The organism is uncultured Neglectibacter sp. (genome assembly GCA_937958185.1).
Classification (GTDB): domain Bacteria; phylum Bacillota; class Clostridia; order Oscillospirales; family Acutalibacteraceae; genus Acutalibacter.
Genome location: CALFFN010000002.1, coordinates 1 through 16,992 on the forward strand (window position 1 = coordinate 1; position 16,992 = coordinate 16,992).

14 protein-coding genes and 1 pseudogene are annotated in these 16,992 nt (G+C 55.4%); 3 read left to right on the forward strand and 12 right to left on the reverse strand.

The window, feature by feature from the left end; translation table 11 throughout:
• The 11 genes and pseudogenes from AB8996_RS00075 to pth all read right to left on the reverse strand — a co-directional run.
• Nucleotides 1-274: pseudogene (locus tag AB8996_RS00075) on the reverse strand (V-type ATP synthase subunit B); the annotation flags it as partial.
• Nucleotides 274-2,043, reverse strand: coding sequence for a V-type ATP synthase subunit A (locus AB8996_RS00080; RefSeq protein WP_369296929.1), 1,770 nt, complete (start codon nucleotides 2,041-2,043; stop codon nucleotides 274-276). The pseudogene AB8996_RS00075 and the gene AB8996_RS00080, both read right to left, overlap by 1 nt.
• Nucleotides 2,044-2,099: 56 nt before the next feature.
• Nucleotides 2,100-2,420, reverse strand: a complete 321-nt coding sequence (locus AB8996_RS00085) for a V-type ATP synthase subunit F (protein ID WP_369296930.1) — start codon at nucleotides 2,418-2,420, stop codon at nucleotides 2,100-2,102.
• Nucleotides 2,413-3,378, reverse strand: a complete 966-nt coding sequence (locus AB8996_RS00090; protein WP_369296931.1) for a V-type ATPase subunit — start codon at nucleotides 3,376-3,378, stop codon at nucleotides 2,413-2,415. The genes AB8996_RS00085 and AB8996_RS00090 overlap by 8 nt, the downstream gene beginning before the upstream one ends.
• Before the next feature lie 77 nt (nucleotides 3,379-3,455).
• Nucleotides 3,456-4,049 carry a V-type ATP synthase subunit E gene (locus AB8996_RS00095; protein ID WP_369296932.1) on the reverse strand — a complete coding sequence of 198 codons (594 nt, stop codon included), beginning with the start codon at nucleotides 4,047-4,049 and terminating at the stop codon, nucleotides 3,456-3,458.
• Nucleotides 4,050-4,107: 58 nt separating this feature from the next.
• On the reverse strand, nucleotides 4,108-4,602 hold the full coding sequence (locus tag AB8996_RS00100; RefSeq protein ID WP_369296933.1) for a V-type ATP synthase subunit K: 495 nt from the start codon (nucleotides 4,600-4,602) through the stop codon (nucleotides 4,108-4,110).
• Entirely contained in the window at nucleotides 4,603-6,618 is a 2,016-nt protein-coding gene (locus AB8996_RS00105) for a V-type ATP synthase subunit I (RefSeq protein ID WP_369296934.1), read from the reverse strand.
• A gap of 5 nt (nucleotides 6,619-6,623) precedes the next feature.
• Nucleotides 6,624-6,950, reverse strand: a complete 327-nt coding sequence (locus tag AB8996_RS00110; RefSeq protein WP_369296935.1) for a hypothetical protein — start codon at nucleotides 6,948-6,950, stop codon at nucleotides 6,624-6,626.
• A gap of 304 nt (nucleotides 6,951-7,254) precedes the next feature.
• Nucleotides 7,255-8,394: a hypothetical protein gene (locus tag AB8996_RS00115; protein ID WP_369296936.1), complete on the reverse strand. Its 1,140-nt coding sequence runs from the start codon at nucleotides 8,392-8,394 to the stop codon at nucleotides 7,255-7,257.
• Nucleotides 8,395-8,533: 139 nt separating this feature from the next.
• On the reverse strand, nucleotides 8,534-12,001 hold the full coding sequence (gene mfd / locus AB8996_RS00120; RefSeq protein WP_369296937.1) for a transcription-repair coupling factor: 3,468 nt from the start codon (nucleotides 11,999-12,001) through the stop codon (nucleotides 8,534-8,536).
• Nucleotides 12,002-12,035: 34 nt separating this feature from the next.
• Nucleotides 12,036-12,641 carry an aminoacyl-tRNA hydrolase gene (gene pth, locus AB8996_RS00125; RefSeq protein WP_369296938.1) on the reverse strand — a complete coding sequence of 202 codons (606 nt, stop codon included), beginning with the start codon at nucleotides 12,639-12,641 and terminating at the stop codon, nucleotides 12,036-12,038.
• Between pth and AB8996_RS00130 the strand changes: the two genes are divergently transcribed.
• Nucleotides 12,625-13,014, forward strand: coding sequence for a hypothetical protein (locus AB8996_RS00130; RefSeq protein ID WP_369296939.1), 390 nt, complete (start codon nucleotides 12,625-12,627; stop codon nucleotides 13,012-13,014). The genes pth and AB8996_RS00130 overlap by 17 nt on opposite strands.
• A gap of 13 nt (nucleotides 13,015-13,027) precedes the next feature.
• Nucleotides 13,028-15,664: a pyruvate, phosphate dikinase gene (gene ppdK / locus AB8996_RS00135; RefSeq protein ID WP_369296940.1), complete on the forward strand. Its 2,637-nt coding sequence runs from the start codon at nucleotides 13,028-13,030 to the stop codon at nucleotides 15,662-15,664.
• Between the two features lie 105 nt (nucleotides 15,665-15,769).
• Here ppdK and AB8996_RS00140 read toward each other — a convergent pair whose 3' ends face one another.
• A complete protein-coding gene (locus AB8996_RS00140; RefSeq protein WP_369296941.1) occupies nucleotides 15,770-16,240 on the reverse strand; it encodes a DUF1273 domain-containing protein in 471 nt (156 codons plus the stop codon).
• 125 nt (nucleotides 16,241-16,365) lie between these two features.
• Between AB8996_RS00140 and AB8996_RS00145 the strand changes: the two genes are divergently transcribed.
• Nucleotides 16,366-16,731 carry a helix-turn-helix domain-containing protein gene (locus AB8996_RS00145; protein WP_369296942.1) on the forward strand — a complete coding sequence of 122 codons (366 nt, stop codon included), beginning with the start codon at nucleotides 16,366-16,368 and terminating at the stop codon, nucleotides 16,729-16,731.
• The last annotated feature ends 261 nt before the right edge of the window (nucleotides 16,732-16,992 follow it).

Consider the following 16,992-nt stretch of genomic DNA (forward strand, 5'->3'; position numbering starts at 1 on the left):
CGTCGAATACACGGCCCAGCATGTCTTCAGACACACCCAGTTCCATGCTTCGTCCGAGGAAACGTACTTTACTGTCAGACAGGTTGATACCTGTTGAGCTTTCAAAAAGCTGTACCAGGGCATCACTGCCGTTAATTTCAAGTACACGGCAGCGGCGTGTCTCACCGCTTGCCAGCTCGATCTCACCTAATTCATCAAAATGTACATTTTCAACACCGCGCACCAACATCAGAGGGCCGGCAACTTCCTGTATGGTTCTATACTCTTTCGGCATTAGAAGTCCTCCTTCCCAAATACATTGGCAATATCAGCAGCAAGTTCGTCCATTGTTGCCTTATATTCTTTGTCCAGTTTGTCTTCTGTCACATATTTGAAACGTCCAATCTTTTCGCGGACATCCATCTTGATCAGCCCCTGGATATTAGCACCCTTGTCAAGCGCTTCCTTGGACTGCTCATAAAATGCGATAACCAGTTTCATCAGCAGATACTGTTTCTGCAGAGAACTGTAGGTATCTACTTCATGGAAGGAGTTCTGATGCAGGAAGTCCTCACGGATGGAGCGCGCAGCCTCCATTTTCAGACGGTCGCCTGCAGAGAGCGCATCCATACCTACCATCTTAACGATTTCTTCCAGTTCAGCCTCATCCTGCAGAAGGCTCATCATCTTCTGACGGTCTTCCATCCAGTCAGGAGCAACCTTCTCATTGAACCAGTCAGCCATATTGTCCAGATACAGAGAGTAGCTGGTCAGCCAGTTGATGGCCGGGAAATGACGCTTGTAGGACAGCGAAGAATCCAGTCCCCAGTATACCTTTACGATACGCAGGGTCGCCTGGGACACCGGCTCTGAAATATCGCCTCCGGGCGGAGACACGGCTCCGATGACCGAGAGCGCTCCCATGCGGCCCTCTTTTCCCAGAGAAACCACGCGGCCTGCGCGCTCGTAGAACTGCGCCAGCCGGGAGCCCAGATAGGCCGGATATCCTTCCTCGCCCGGCATCTCTTCCAGACGGCCGGACATATCACGAAGGGCCTCCGCCCAGCGGGAGGTGGAATCCGCCATCAGTGCCACGGAATAGCCCATGTCGCGGAAATATTCCGCAATGGTGATGCCGGTGTAGATGGACGCTTCCCGCGCCGCCACGGGCATATCGGAGGTGTTGGCGATGAGCACCGTGCGCTTCATCAGGGAATACCCGGTTTTGGGGTCTACCAGCTCCGGGAACTCGTTTAATACGTCGGTCATCTCGTTGCCGCGTTCCCCGCAGCCGATATAGACCACGATGTCCGCGTCGGCCCATTTTGCCAGCTGGTGCTGCACCACGGTCTTGCCGCTGCCGAAAGGACCGGGAACGGCTGCCACGCCGCCCTTGGCAATGGGGAAGAGGGTGTCGATGACTCTCTGCCCGGTGATAAGCGGCATGTCCGGGGACAGCTTCTGCTTGTAGGGGCGTCCCCGGCGGACGGGCCATTTCTGCATCAATGTGATGGGGATTTCCGCTCCGTCCGGCGTTTCCACAGTGGCAACGGTATCCGTTACGGTAAAGCTGCCGCTTTTGATTTCTTTCAGCTTGCCCACGATCCCCGGCGGGATCATGATCTTGTGGGAGACGATCTCCGTCTCCTGCACCGTGCCGATAATATCGCCGCCGGTGACAGCATCTCCTGCCTGTGCGCAGGGGACAAACTCCCACTGCAGCTCCCGTTTCAGCGAAGGAACTTCCACGCCGCGCTGCAAATTGTTGCCGGAAACCTTCATGATGTCGTCCAGAGGCCGCTGAATGCCGTCGTAAATGCTGCTGATCAGCCCGGGCCCAAGCTCAACGCTCATGGGTTCCCCGGTGGATTCCACAGGGGCGCCGGGACCCAGCCCGGAGGTTTCCTCATACACCTGAATGGAGGCTTCATCGCCGTGCATTTCGATGATCTCGCCGATCAGGCGCTTGTCGCTGACACGCACAACGTCGAACATATTGGCGTCCCGCATTCCTTTGGCGATGACCAGCGGTCCGGCGACTTTTTTAATCGTGCCTTTACTCATGTTATCCGATCACCCGTTTCATTTTTGATGTTAGATACTAGATACTGGATAGAAGATCATTTTTCATTGAAAATAATATCGGAACCCACCGCCTGCTCCACAGACTTTTTCACCATGGCAACGCCCATGCCGGTATTGCCCTGCACGCCGGGAATGGGGATAATGGCGGGAAGAGGGGCTTCCCGATAGCGTTCCAGTTCAACCTCCAGCTGAGCAGCCAGAGCTTCTGTGATATAGATGACGGCATAGTCCTGCTCTGCCAGGTTCCGCAGGGTGCGCGCTCCCGCTTCGCTGTCGGGAACGGGGAAAATATCCAGCCCCAGGGCGGCAAAGCCGTAAATGCTGTCACGGTCTCCCAAAACTGCTATCCTATACATACATGTCCCTCATTCTCTCCCGGATCATATCTTCGTCCAGCCGGTTGAGCTTGCCGGACAGAGCGATCCGCACACTGGCGATCTCATTGCGCCGGGCAAGCACATAGGCAAAGAGCGGTCCCACCGTAAAGGGATTCGTTTTTTGCTCCTGGATCAGCCCGATGACCTGATTGTCGCACCATTTTTCAAAGGCGGAATAGGATTTTTTCATTTCTTCTGCCGCGCCGCCGTATGGCGTAGAAGCCAGATAAGCGAAAACGTCCTCCGGCTTTTTGCAGGCGGCGGCAGCCAGCTCGCCGATATCCAATGTGGCGCAGGGGGCAAGGGCGGAATCCAGAAACGCTCTGGACTTCCCGGTCTTGCAGGCGCGCATGGCAATTTTGATATCGGAAATGGCGACCGTCAGCTCCGCGTACTGCCCCAGCAGCTCGTGCCCGGCTTCCTTGCCGGCGCTCTGCACGTCCATGAGACAGGCGCGGTCCAGAATGACGTCGCAGAGCTGCCCGTCCTCGGTGTGCAGCAGGGTATGGTAGGCGCTGTCGGCAGCCTCCGCCATAGTGGGGGGCAGAGGGGAGAAATTGTTTTCCCTCACACAGCGCATCATCACTTCCGGCTCGATGGTGCCGCCGGGCAGGAATACGTCGTGCGGCTCCGTGTTGGTGACCACGCACTTCACCGCAGCCTTCAGGTTGTTGTAATCCGTGGGGATCAGCAGCACCTGAAAGAGAGCGAGGTCGTCGGTCAGCTCCCGGATCAGCGCCCAGGTCTTTTCCTCCTCCGCCGACAAAAGCGCCTCGGCGGAATCATCGGAGCCGTTCCCCCAGCCCTTGTCGTGGAGGACGCGCAGGCATTCGTCATAGGTTTTACAGGAAAGCAGCTGGTCTATGTCCTGACGGGTCAGCAGGGAAAGCTCCTTGGAGCGTATCCTTGCCACCGCATAGATATAATCATTGCTCATGATTATGGCTTACTTCCTTTCTCTTGGTTTGAGTCATGGGCGGAACACCGTCCCGCCCTTCCGTGCCCGGAAAGCCGTCAGGCAGTGGGGAAAAGGAGTTTTCCGGCAATGTCTCTCAGCTCACCGTCCGCTTCTTCAAAGATGGCCCGGAAGGTGCAGTTGATGTCAATCCCGCCGTATACGAGAAGAAAGCCGTTTTCAATGTCACAGGGTGTCTTTGAGAGGGTGATCTCCGCCTGAGGGGCAGCCTGCCTCAGCTCTGCCTCAAAGTTTTCCGGCAGCCGCTGCAGGTCCCGGCTGTTCAGACGCATTTCCCCCTTGCCTTCTCCGGCAAAGCGGGACACAAGCTGCAGCAGCATAGCAAAATATTCCTTGTCCGGGGCGGCTTCCAGAGACGATCTTGTCTTGTCGATGGCGTCGCGGATCACCTGCTGCTTAAAGGTCAGCATGGCGTTGCGGCGCGCAAGCTCGGCGGCGGAATCGGCTCTCTCACGGATATCTTGGGCTTTTTTTTCGCCGTTTTGCAGGATATCCTGCGTTTTTTTCGCAGCTTCTTCTTTTGCGGCAGCCAGGATTTCATCGGCTTTGCCCTTTGCGGCGGCAAGCAGCCCTTCCGCTTCTTGCCGGGCGTCGCTGTCTATTTGACTGAGTATGGTTTCCAGTCCTGTCATGGTATCGCTCCTTCCTCTTGTTCTCCGCAAAAAACTTGCGGGCAGGATCGGGTCGGTCTTACAGAGCCAGACTGCTGACGCCGAAAATAGCGAGGATAGAGATCAGCAGAGCGAACACGGCGTAGGTCTCCACCATGGCGGGGAAGATCATAGCCTTGCCGAACTGGTCAGGCTTCTTGGCGACCAGCGCGATACTGGCAACGGACGCCTTTGCCTGCTGCAAAGCGGAGACCCAGCCCACGATAGCCATGGGCAGGCAGGAAGCAAGATACAGGAGCCCCTTGATCAGGCTGATGTCAGAGGAGCCGCCCATCACGCCGATCTGCGTCAGGGTGACAAAGCCGATCAGCAGACCGTAAATGCCCTGTGTACCGGGCAGAAGCTGCAAAATCAGCACCTTACCGAACTGGCTGGGGTCCTCGGTCACAACGCCCGCGGCGGCACGGCCGGTCATGCTCACGCCGATGGCAGAGCCGATGCCGCCCATAAAGGTGGCAAGGATTGCGCCCAGCAGGGCAAAAACGATACCCATAGTGTTCCAATCGAATTTCATTTACTTTTCCTCCGTAATTTTGAAATGTTTTGTATTTGCGGTAAACGGCGCGAATTTGCGCCCATTTCCCTCGTAAAATTTACCAAAGAACTCCACATACTGTAATCTGTTGGTGTGGACATACGCGCCCAGTAGGTTGATCGCCAGGTTCAACACATGACCGATCACAAAAACGATGATAAAGAAGATCGCGCCGAATACGCCGCCGCCCATCATGCTGCCCAATTGATTAAACACCGTGGCGATGACCCCGGTGGCAAGCCCCAGCGCCAGAAGACGGGAATAGGAGAGAATGTCGCTGAGATAGCTGGAAACGCCGTACAGCCCGTACAGTCCCTTTAAGAAGCGCTTGCCGATGCTTTTGGATTCCCGTCCGGCGGTGAGGACGATGCCCACAGCGCCGATCCCGGCGAAAACCGCCGCCAGCGTGCCCACAATGGGGGGCAGGGTAAAGGACAGCCCCGCCATATCCCGGAACATATCCGTGGACACCAGCAGCAAAATCAGCCCGCCTACCAAAAAGTACCAGAACACCACGTCGTACAGCGCGTCGGCAAATTTCTTCCGTTTTGCCAACTGGTAGAACTGCACCCCCAGCCCGGTGAACAGGTGGATAACGCCCAGCAGGAAAGAGAACATCAGCAGCCGCATGGGTTCGTCCAGCGGCGCGAACCACAGGGGCGGGATCGTAAAGTCGGAGTTAAAAAACGTTTTGGCGATCACGGAAACGGCGTCTCCGAAATATCCGCCGAACATTACGCCCCAGAAAGTGGTGGAAACGCCGCAGTAGAGAAACATTTTCAGGGTCTTTCTCAAACCGGGCTCAATATTTTTGAATTTCCAGAGAACAAAGCCGCAGCCCAGCACCATCAAAAGACCGTAAGCCGCGTCGGAAAGCATCATGCCGAACAGCACATAGTAAAAAAGCGACATGATAAAGGAGGGGTCGCATTCGTGTTTGCCCGGCAGGCTGTAACCTTCTACCACGCCCTCCACAGGGGCGGCAAAGAAATTGTTCTTCAGTTTCACAGGCACGTCTTCGTCCTCGGCGGGCGTTTCCAGCTCGACATAGGCGTGGAAGGTGCTTTCCAGCTCCTGTTCCAGCGCGGGAGCGTTTTCGGCGGGAATGTACCCCGTTACCTGGAACACATGGGGGCTTTGCCACAGCTCGCCCAGAACCTTATACTTTTCAGCGCGCATGGTGTAGTAGTCCGCCGTAAAGAGCAGGGCTTCCCGCTTGTCCGCGTAGGAAGCGATCTCCTTTTTTGCGGCGTCGATCTCCGCCTGCTCCTTGTCCCTGCGCCTTTTCAGCTCCTCCGCCCGTTCGGCAGGGGAGATTTTTGAGGGAGCGGCAGGGTAGGTAAAGCCCATGGCGCGCAGCGCGGCTTCCACCTGCATTCCATATTTTCCAAGGCAAATGATAAAGGCGCAGGTCTGCTGCGGGCGGGAGCTGACGATCTCAGCCTCCAGGGCGGAGACCTCCGGCAGCGCCTCAGCCAGACGATCCTTCAGCTCGCCTTCGGTCAGTTCTTCCGGGAAGGAGCCGATGAACACGCTGGTGGAATTGGTGCCGATGGTGCGCATGGAGACGTCCAGCCCCAGCCAGGGCTGCAAGGCTTCTATCTGAGCGTCCAGGCGCAGGATTTCCGCCTGGCTGTCCGTGATTTTCTTGCCCAGCGCCACAATGCGGGAAGCGGCCTTTGTCACTTCCGGGGCGGCCAGGGCAGTCTCGTCATACTGCTCCACAGTGATGGGCTTTCGCCCGGTCAATACGGCGGGAAGCCCCTTGGGCGGCGGGGAATACTGGTTCAAAGTTTCCACGGAATTGTTCAAAAGCTGAATGTTCTTTTCAAAGGTGAGCCGGGCAGAATCCGTATCGGTCTGGGAAAAGAATTCTTCCGCTTCCTTTGGGGAGTTGATCTCCACAACGCCCCGGCGCTGAAGCAGCTCCAGAATTTTTTTGCGGCTGCTTTTCAGCGCATAAATATTGATACGCTTCATTTCAAGCACTGCCATCGGAACTACCTCCTTTCCGCCTGACCCAATACGGTCCTTGTGATTTCCTCCGCCGTGCGGGGCAGGGCGGCAGCGGCAGCTTCCCGCAGGCGGGTCTGCTCCTCCTCGGTTTCCTGAAGAGAGCGCGCTTTTTGCTTTTCTCCGTCGGCACGCGCCACGCCGCAGAGGACCTCCACCCGTTTGAGGGCTTCCTTTTCCGCGTCCGCCAGCAGCTTTTTGCTTTGTGCTTCCGCCTCAGCTACCAGCCGCGCGCTTTCTTCCCTTGCCTGCAGTATGAGCTGGTGGGCGGCTTTTTCCGCCTCGCTGACTGCCTGCATGGTTTCTTTTGCCAAGATACTTTCACCTCCTGTCCTTCCTGTACAGCCTGCTTTTATCAGCGGGAAAGCAGGGAGTAGGAGCCTGATTTTCCGGGCGCAGAGCCTGCGCCCGCATGTTCAGGTATATGTCAGTTATTATACCCCTTTTGGAAGCAAATGTCAAAAATTTTCCAGCAAAATTTGCCCCGGATTTCCGCGCCGATAAGGGCTGTTTATGAAATTTACAAAAAGTTCACGGATCGGGGCAAAATACGGTTTTCCGGCAAAAAAAGCGGAACGGCTTTTGCCGTCCCGCTGCGATCATCTTATTTTGCTGCCGTCAAGATTCGGAACTTACGCCGGAAGCGTCTCCCTCTGCCTGAGAGGAGGTGGTATCATCGTCAGAAGCGGCGCTGGAGGTGCCGTTCTTGTTGCTGTCGGTCACCATGGACTTCAGCTTGATGCTGTTCATGGCGGCGGTATTCAGCTCCACGCCCTCCACATTTTTGCTCTGCTCCAGCACATAATCGTCAAACTCCTCCGATTTCATCGTGCTGATCAGGTTGTTCCTGCCGCTTTCTTCAGCGATCATGCTGTCAAAGCCGTCCTCAACGGGCAGGCGGTAGATGACCAGGTAAGCGGAGGAGGTTTCCACAAAGACAGCTTCCTTATCCTTGACGCTTTCAATGCCGTTGCGTACAGCGTCGTTCAGGTTATCCTTCTGAACCGGGGAGCCCTCGGAGAAGGTGGAGTTTTCCTCGCCGCCCAGCTCGTCCTTGGCATACTCGGTGGCAGCCTCCTGGATCGTGGTCTTGCCGCTGTTGATGGTCTTGACGTAGCCCTCCAGCTTTGTTTTGAGGGCGGTCTTTTCCTCGTCGGTCAGGCTGGTGGAGTTGCCATCTTCGTCGGTGGTGGTGAGGGAAGCGGAGAAGTAGCTGTAGTTGTAATAGTTGTCTACAACATAGTTTTTCAGATCGTCATCGGAAAGCTCCATTTCGCCGCCCTTGCCGTACATGGTGAACATGAGCTTCTGCATCTTTGTGTTGTACAGGGTAAAGGCGGTGCGGAAGGATTCCTTGGCGATCCCCATGTTTTCAAAGCCGGTTTTATAATAAGACCAGTAGCTGTCGGTGTTGCTGTCGATGGAGGTGTTGTCCTCTTCGGTCAGCTCCAGCCCCAGCTCGTCAAACTTCTCCTTGACATAGTAATAGGACTTCACATAGCTCTCGGCGCGCTCCTTGATCCATGTTTCGGCGTCCTTGCCGTCGATGGTGGACTTCAGCACCTCGGCGTCGGAAGCGACCTTGCCCATTGCCTCGGAGTAGGAGGAATTCAGATAATAGATATAGCTGCCGATGGGGAGGGTCTCCTCGCCTTTTTTTGCAGCCCAGGTTTTGTTTTCGTCGTAGCACCCGCTGAAGCTCAGGCACAAAGCGGCGGCCAGAACAGCGGCAAAAGCCTTTTTCAGAGTGTTTTTCATAAGATATCAAGCCTTTCAAAAAAGTGGGATTTTGCAGGGAACTGCAAAGAACGTGAAATATTATATCGCATTTTTCCGAAATTGTCTACCACAAAAAACGGAAAAAGAAAATAGATTTTTGAAAATTGCGGCAAACTGCCTATTGTGCCGTCTGTTCCATGGCGGAAAGGATTTCCGAAAGAGCTTCCAGCGGTGATTTGGAACCGATTTTTACGCTGATGTAGGGTCTGCTCCCGGCGCTAAGCATGACCCTGCCGTTCATGGCGCGGATCAGGCTGCCCACCAGCTCCAGGTCAAATTCCTTTTTATATAGGAAAAGGGAGTCGCCCTGCTGCTTGATCTCCGAAAGCCCCAGCTGGGAAGCGGTGTTCCGCAGCAGAGCCACGTCCAGAAGCCCCTTGACGGAAGCGGGCGGGTCGCCGAAGCGGTCGATCAGCTCGTCGGTCACGTCCAGCGCGTCCTCGGCGTTGCGGATATCGGCAATGCGGCGGTACACGTCCAGCCGCAGGTTGGTGCTGCTGATATAGCTTTCGGGGATATGCGCCTCCACCTGCATATCCACAAGGCACCCCTCGTCCACCGGGCGGACGTCCTCTTCGCCCTTCATCAGGCTGACCGCCTCGCCCAGCAGCTTGATATACATATCGTAGCCCACGGTCTCCATGTGCCCGTGCTGCTCGCCGCCCAGAATATTGCCTGCGCCCCGGATCTCCAGATCGCGCATGGCGATTTTGAAGCCTGAGCCGAATTCCGTAAATTCCCGGATCGCGGAAAGCCGCTTCTGGGCGATCTCGGTCAGCACCTTGTTGGGGGCATAGGTCAGGTAAGCGTATGCCCGGCGGTTGCTCCGCCCCACGCGCCCCCGAAGCTGGTGAAGCTGGGAAAGTCCCATGCGGTCGGCGTTTTCAATGATGAGCGTGTTGGCGGTGGGGACGTCCACGCCGGTTTCGATGATCGTGGTGCAGACCAGAATGTCGATCTCATGGTCCAGTAACTGCCGCCAGATTTCCGAAAGCTCTTCCTCGTTCATCTTGCCGTGCCCCACGCCTACTCTGGCTTCCGGGATACTTTGCTGAATCCGTGCGGCGACCCGCTCGATAGACGCCACATCGTTGTGCAGATAATAGACCTGCCCGCCCCGGCGCAGCTCGCGCCGAATGGCGTCATAGAGCACGCCGGTGTCATATTCCAGCACGTAGGTCTGTACGGGGTGGCGGTCAAGGGGGGCTTCCTCGATCACCGACATATCCCGAATGCCGGAAAGCGCCATGTTCAGGGTGCGGGGAATGGGAGTAGCGGAAAGGGTCAGGACGTCGGCGGTCTTGCACAGGGCTTTCAGCCGCTCCTTCTGCGCCACGCCGAACCGCTGTTCCTCGTCGATGATGACCAGCCCAAGGTCGTGGAACTGCACGTCTTTGGATACCAGCCGGTGAGTGCCGACCACGATATCCATGCTGCCGCGCTTGACCTTTTTCAGTATCTCTTCCTGCTGTTTTGCCGTGCGGAACCGGGAAAGCAGCTCCACATCTACGGGGAAGCCCTCCATGCGCCGCAAAATGGTCTGGTAGTGCTGCCATGCCAGAATTGTGGTGGGCACGAGAATGGCGCACTGCTTTCCGGCGGCGACACACTTGAACGCCGCCCGCAGGGCGACTTCCGTTTTGCCGAAGCCCACGTCGCCGCAGAGCAGCCTGTCCATGGGGACATTCCGCTCCATGTCGTCCTTGATCTCATTGACGCACCGCAGCTGGTCTTCCGTCTCCTCAAATTCAAAGTGGGATTCAAAGTCGTGCTGCCATTCGCCGTCCGGGGGAAAGGCAAAGCCCTGCTGCTGCATTCTCTGGGCATAGAGCTGGATCAGGTCCTTGGCGATGTCCTTCACCGCCGCCCGGACCCGCGTTTTCTGCCTTTGCCAGTCCGTGCCGCCCAGCCGGCTCAGCTTTACATTGGCGTCCTCTCTGGGACCGATATATTTGGAAACCATGTCCAGCTGGGTGACGGGGACATACAGCGTGTCGTTTTTGGCATAGCGGACCTTGATATAATCCTTGATAATACCGTTCATTTCCAGCTTGTGTATCCCCTCGAACACGCCGATGCCGTGGGCGGAATGCACCACGTAATCTCCGGGCGACAGCTCGGAAAGGTTGGATATCTCCTTGCTGTTTTTGTCCCGCTTTGCTTTTTTCGCTTTCGCCGCCATCAGCCTGCCGTGGGTGATCAGGGCAAAGCCCGCCCCCGGCAGGTCGAACCCGGCGGAGAGCGTTCCCTCCGTCACGGTGACGGTTCCCTTGGCGGCGGTGGAGGGGGCTTCCAGATAGGACGCGGGCAGCCCTGCCTGTTTCAGGTCCTCCGCCAGAGCGGAAGCCGCCTTTGCCGTTCCTGCCAGCACCACGCAGGCGCGCCCCTGGGAAAGCAGGGAGGAGAGGTCGTCCAGGAGCAGCTGGGTCCCGCCGCCCCAAACGGGAAGCTGCCGGACGGTCATGTTGATGAGCGTCTTTGTCGGGACTTCATAGCTGCCCCGGGCAAAAATATCCAGGAACAGGGTGGGGAGCGCCTGAGATTTCGCCAGCGCGTACTCCCAGTCCTCGCTGTACCGATCCAAGCCCTTGCAGAGGATACCTTCCGTCAGATAAGATTTCAAATCTTCGCCCCACTGCCACAGGGTGGTGCGCATTCTTTCCTTCAGCTTATTTCCCTCGGAAAAGACGACCAGGCTGTCCTCCGGGGAAAAGTAATCGAACAGCGTAGCGGTACGGGGATAGACCATAGAAATAAATTTGTCCGATGAACCGAGGTGCAGCCCGTTGCGCAGCTTTTCCGCCTCATTGTTCAGGATTTCTCTGGCTTTCGGCGCAGTTTTGCCCCGGAGCGTGCCTGCCAGCTTTTCTATTTTACCTGCCAGCTGCGCAGGTTCGTTCACAATGACCTCCACGCAGGGGGCGAGGGTCACCTCGTCGATGGGATCGGTCCTCCGCTGCGTCGCCGTGTCAAAATAGGAAACGGAATCTATCTCGTCGCCCCAGAATTCCACCCGCACCGGGTTCAGGCTGCCGGGGGAGAAGAAGTCCACAATGCCGCCCCTGCGGCTGAACTGTCCCGGTCCCTCTATCTGTTCCTCTCTGGTGTACCCGCAGTTTACCAGTGCGGCCAGCAGGTCGTCTATTTCCATTTCCTCGCCGGATTTCAAAAGAAACAGGCGTTTTTGCAATTCCTCCGGCGGGGTGGTGTATTGCAGCGCCGCGTCCATGCAGGCGACCACACAGTCGCAGGCGCCGTTCAGGATACGGGTCAGCGCTTCCAGCCGCAGGCGCTCATATTCATGAGAAGTTCCCGCGGTGTCCCGGTAATTGAAATCCCGGAGGGGGTAGAGCACAGGGGAATTTCCCAGCGCCTGCAAATCTTCGCAGAACCGCTGGGCTTCCGCTTCGTCTGCCGCCAGTACCAGCGCCCGTTTCCCGGTTTCCTCCAAAAGGGTGCTGACTATGCCGCATTTGTGAATGCCGGAAACGCCCGTCACCGCCCCGGGCAGGGCGTTCTTTTTTACCGCCTGGGACAGGCTTTGGTATTCCGGCAACCGTTTCAGCCCGTTGCTGAGTAGCTTCACAGGTGTCCCTGCTCCTTTCCGAAAGTAAAGTGTGTCAGTTATACAGGTTCATGGCGCGGTCCAGCTCGCCCTTGACGATCAACTCCGCTGCCGCTGCGGCGTTTTCCAACGCGGGGCGCAGCTCTTTCAGCTCCTTGTCCGTAAAGCGGGACAGCACCCAGTCCGCCAGGTCGTAATCCGGGTGGGGCTTTTGTCCCACGCCGATCTTGACCCGTGGGAACTGGTCGGAGCCGGAAAGATAGATGATGTTCTTCATGCCGTTGTGCCCGCCGTCGCTGCCCTTCCGGCGGACCCGCAGCCTGCCCGGCTCCAGATTGATGTCGTCAAAGAGGATCAGCACCCGTTCCGGCGGCAGCTTGTAAAAGCGCATAGCTTCCTGCACCGATTGCCCGCTGAGATTCATAAAGGTGGTGGGCTTCAACAGCAGCACACGCTTGCCGGCAAGCCGGCATTCTCCCACCAGCCCTTTATATTTGATACGCCTGATCTCCCCGTGATTTTTTTCCGCCAGGGTATCCAGCGCCATGTAGCCCGCGTTGTGCCGGGTGTTCTCGTACTGCTTGCCGGGGTTCCCCAGCCCGACTATCATAAATTCCACGCTGCCGCTCTGGGCAGGAGACTTCTTGAAAAAATTCAGCATAGTTCCAATCGTTTTCCTTTCCTCCGCCGTTTCTCCGAACGCACAACAGGGGCGGGCAGAAAAACTCTACCCACCTTCCAAATGCCTGTTTTGTATCCAAATACCTGGCGTCCAGTGTCTATTATGCCAGCCCTTGGGAATTTTTTCAAGCGGTATTTTTGCCTATTTTCAGAGGAAAACAGGGGAGAAAGCGGAAAGAATTTACGATTCCGAAAAATTTTTGAAAAATTCTTTGCATTTCCTATGGAATTTTTCGGAAAACTTTGGTATAATTTTTGAAACGGAAGCCGTGCGGACAAGTTTTCTCTTGCTGAACGGTCAGTTTTGCTGTCACCCGGAAGTCGGAAGTTCGGCGCCGGTTGAACATTTTTAGGAGGTAGATACCAATGAGCCACAAGTACGTTTATCTGTTCAGTGAAGGCGACGCATCCATGCGGGAGCTTCTCGGCGGTAAGGGTGCAAACCTTGCGGAGATGACCAAGATCGGTCTTCCCGTTCCTCAGGGCTTCACCATCAGCACCGAGGCGTGCACTCAGTATTATGAGGACGGTCGCAAAATCAATGATGAAATCCAGGCTCAGATCATGGAGTATGTGGGCAAGATGGAGGAGATCACAGGAAAGAAGTTTGGCGACAAGACCAATCCTCTGCTGGTTTCCGTCCGTTCCGGCGCCCGCGCTTCCATGCCCGGCATGATGGACACCATTCTGAACCTCGGTCTGAACGAGGAAGTGGTGGAGGTCATGGCGGAGATGTCCGGCAATCCCCGCTGGGCATATGACTGCTACAGAAGATTTATCCAGATGTACTCCGACGTTGTTATGGAAGTCGGCAAGAAGTACTTCGAGCAGCTGATTGACGAAATGAAGGAGAAGAAGGGCGTCACGCAGGATACCGAGCTGACCGCCGAGGACCTGAAGGAGCTGGCAAACCAGTTCAAGGCAGAGTACAAGGCGAAGATCGGCGAGGACTTCCCCTCCGACCCCGTGGAGCAGCTGATGGGCGCAATCAAGGCTGTGTTCCGTTCCTGGGACAACCCCCGCGCCAATGTGTACCGTATGATGAACGAGATCCCCTATTCCTGGGGCACCGCCGTCAACGTACAGATGATGGCGTTCGGCAATATGGGCGACGACTGCGGCACAGGCGTTGCGTTCACCCGTGACCCTGCCACCGGCGAGAAGAAGCTGATGGGCGAGTTCCTGACCAACGCTCAGGGCGAAGACGTGGTCGCCGGCGTGCGCACTCCCATGCCCATCGCTCAGATGGCTGAGAAGTTCCCCGAGGCTTTCACACAGTTCCAGTCCGTGTGCAAGACTCTGGAAGACCATTATCACGATATGCAGGACATGGAGTTCACTGTGGAGCACGGCAAGCTGTACATGCTGCAGACCAGAAACGGCAAGCGCACCGCTACTGCCGCCATCAAGATCGCCTGCGACCTGATCGACGAGGGCATGAAGACAGAGGAAGACGCCCTGCTGATGATCGATCCCAAGCAGCTGGACGCTCTGCTGCATCCCCAGTTCGATCCCAAGGCTCTGAAGGCTGCCACTCCCGTAGCTTCCGCTCTGGCTGCTTCTCCCGGAGCTGCCTGCGGCAAGATCGTCTTTACTGCGGAAGACGCGGTAGAGCAGGGTCAGAAGGGCGAGAAGGTCGTTCTGGTTCGTCTGGAGACCTCTCCTGAGGATATTGAAGGTATGCACCATGCACAGGGCATTCTCACCGTGCGCGGCGGCATGACCAGCCACGCCGCTGTGGTTGCCCGCGGTATGGGCACCTGCTGTGTTTCCGGCTGCGGTGCCATCAAGATGGACGAAGCCAACAAGAAGTTCGAGCTGAACGGCCGCACCTATCATGAGGGCGACTACATCTCTCTGGACGGCACCACCGGCAATATCTACGGTGAAGCGATCCCCACCGTTCCCGCCAACGCAAAGGGCGGCTATTTCGGACGTATCATGGAGCTGTCCGACAAGTACCGCCAGCTGGAGGTCCGCACTAACGCCGACACCCCCAAGGACGCTCAGCAGGCAGTGGAATTCGGCGCCCAGGGCATCGGTCTGTGCCGTACCGAGCATATGTTCTTCGATCCTGACCGTATCGCCGCGATCCGTGAGATGATCTGCTCCGATACCGTTGAGCAGCGCAAGGCTGCCCTTGCCAAGCTGGAGCCCATGCAGCAGGGCGACTTCGAGAAGCTGTACGAAGCGCTCGAGGGCAAGCATGTAAATATCCGCTTCCTCGACCCGCCTCTGCACGAGTTCGTTCCCACCGAGGAAAAGGACATCGAGGCTCTGGCAAAGGCGCAGGGGAAGACGGTCGAGGACATCAAGGCTATCATCTCCTCTCTGCATGAGTTCAACCCCATGATGGGTCATCGCGGCTGCCGTCTGGCTGTCACCTATCCTGAGATCGCTGAAATGCAGACCGAAGCTGTCATCAAGGCTGCGATCAATGTCAGCAAGGCACACCCTGAGTGGCATATCGTGCCCGAGATCATGATCCCGCTGGTGGGCGAAGTCAAGGAATTGAAGTTCGTCAAGAAGACCGTGGTGGAAACTGCCGACCGCATCATTGCCGAGGCAGGCGTCGATCTGAAGTACAAGGTCGGCACCATGATCGAGATTCCCCGCGCAGCCCTGACTGCCGATAAGATCGCAGAAGAGGCAGAGTTCTTCTCCTTCGGCACCAACGACCTGACCCAGATGACCTTCGGCTTCTCCCGTGACGACGCCGGAAAGTTCCTGAGCTCTTATTATGAGAATAAGATTTATGAGAACGATCCGTTTGCCCGTCTGGACCAGGAGGGCGTTGGTCAGCTGGTGAAGATGGCTTCCGAAAAGGGCAAGGGCGTCCGTCCCGACATCATTCTGGGTATTTGCGGCGAGCATGGCGGCGACCCGACCACCATCGAGTTCTGCCACAACGTAGGCCTGACCTATGTTTCCTGCTCTCCCTTCCGTGTTCCGATCGCACGTCTGGCTGCTGCTCAGGCTGCTATCAAGAACCCCCGGAAGTAAGATATCTTCTGATTTGGGGCAAACCCGATTTGTAAAACCCGCAATAAAAAGAGACCTTGTAGAGTAAAATCTGCAAGGTCTTTTTTATTCGGAAATCGTTGCATTTTATGGTCTTCCTATGTTTGCTAGATTGATAATTTCTTTTTTCTTGCGGCAAGCATATTTCAATGTTGCATATGCACCTCCAAAATCTCTATATACATAAGCAATTAAAAAGTCGGATCGGTCTACAATCCAGCGATTCCGCTTTGTAATCGCTGACTTATAATGTGCGCGGGATAGTTCCATCGGAATAATAATATCGTCATAAAGATTCTTATAGGAATCTTTTTCGGTATTTACTTTTGTCATCATGTAGGGAAGAACAGCCAGTAGCTTTATATCAAGTTCAGGGTGCCGCCGTTTTGCCGTTCGGACAGCAGTTGAACACATTTTATCAAATTCGCCCATATCGCCGGAATAGAATACAAAGGAATGGTCTTTTTTTAGAATATTCTCAATGGCAATCTCTATCGAGCTTTTAACATTGTGACCATAGACTTTCCGATGCCCTGCAAATGTACAGGAAATCACCATAATACACCTCTCTATTTTCTTGTTCTTAATCTATATCGGTAGTATACGGATATAGATTATTATAATGTATCTACTCCGTGGATACAATACATTCAGCAGAAAATTTGAAATAGAGGGGGTGCAATATGGAACTTGACTATAAGGCTATCGGGAAAAGAATCAAGATTGCCCGTATCAAAGCGGATTTAACGCAAGAGAAACTATCTGAAATGGTCGGCGTTTCTCCTACGCATTTAAGCAACATTGAAACAGGGACAACCCGCGTCAGCTTAAATGCCATTGTTAATATCGCAAACGCTTTGAAAATTACAAGCGACGATTTACTTTGCGATAGTGTCATAAAAGCAAAAGTTCAGTTGGAACAGGATATTGCGCTCGTCTTGGAAGATTGCGACGAATACGAAATCCGTGTTATCCGTGATATAGCGGCTGCAACCAAAGAAACTTTGCGCCGTGACGCACATCTCCGTAAGCAAACGGATGCGTATTGATACTGTAAAGAACCAATTTGACCTTGAAATCCCGCGTTCTTGACAATAAAACTGGAATTTTATTGATGTTTTCCAAAATACAAAACTCAAATTGTTGTACCTCAAAAATGCGACTGAGGCTTGTCTAGTAACATCTTCCGAGAACAAACAATGAGAGCCGTGCCTTTTGGCACGGCTCTTTTGCATGGCGCCATGAGGCGAAATAAATCCCCCGGTTTTACCGGGGGAGATAAAAAAGCGGAGCAAAAGAAATAACCACCG